The sequence below is a fragment of the Roseisolibacter sp. H3M3-2 genome (assembly GCF_029211165.1).
Classification (GTDB): domain Bacteria; phylum Gemmatimonadota; class Gemmatimonadetes; order Gemmatimonadales; family Gemmatimonadaceae; genus Roseisolibacter.
The window spans coordinates 1-509 of the sequence record NZ_JARGEK010000815.1 but is presented as its reverse complement, the minus strand read 5'-3'; the positions used below and the strand labels follow the sequence as shown (position 1 = coordinate 509).

Annotated in this window: 1 protein-coding gene; it reads right to left on the bottom strand. The window is 67.0% G+C overall.

The genetic code is table 11. From position 1 onward, the window contains the following. Nucleotides 1-75: 75 nt before the first annotated feature. Nucleotides 76-231 carry a hypothetical protein gene (locus PYV61_RS26570; protein WP_275836902.1) on the bottom strand — a complete coding sequence of 52 codons (156 nt, stop codon included), beginning with the start codon at nucleotides 229-231 and terminating at the stop codon, nucleotides 76-78. Nucleotides 232-509: the final 278 nt, after the last annotated feature.

Sequence of the window (509 nt, the reverse complement as noted above, 5' to 3'; positions counted from 1 at the left end):
AGGAGAAGCGGGCGGGCAGCGGCGGGTCGGGAAGGCTGGCGCATGGGTCAGCCCTCCCGGGTTCAGCGCCGGCGCTCAGCCCAGCCGCAAGCGACGGGTCTCGAAGTAGCTGCGCGGGGTCGGATCTACCCGGTACTGCAGCGGCGCCGGCGCGAAGATCTCGACAAAGGCGGCAAACACCTGCGCGACGGCGATACCAGCCATCAGGATCGCGGCGGTACAAAAGGTCATAAATCGGCGCATGGTCAGCCTCCGGGCATGAAAAAGCCCGCTCGGCTTGGGGGCCGGCGGGCTCAGGACACACTTGTCGCGGGGTCGATTTGGCCGGTTCGGTGGACGTTTTCGCGTCTGGATTTCGTCAGGGTGACGAATTCAGGACAGCAGCCGCGCATGAGCATAATCGAGGTCCGTGCGGCTCACCCGGAACTCCGTTTCCGATCGCTCGCGCAGCCACAGGTCCAGCGCCCAGCCGAGCAGCCGCCGCAGACGCTTCGGCCCGATCCGGTTGC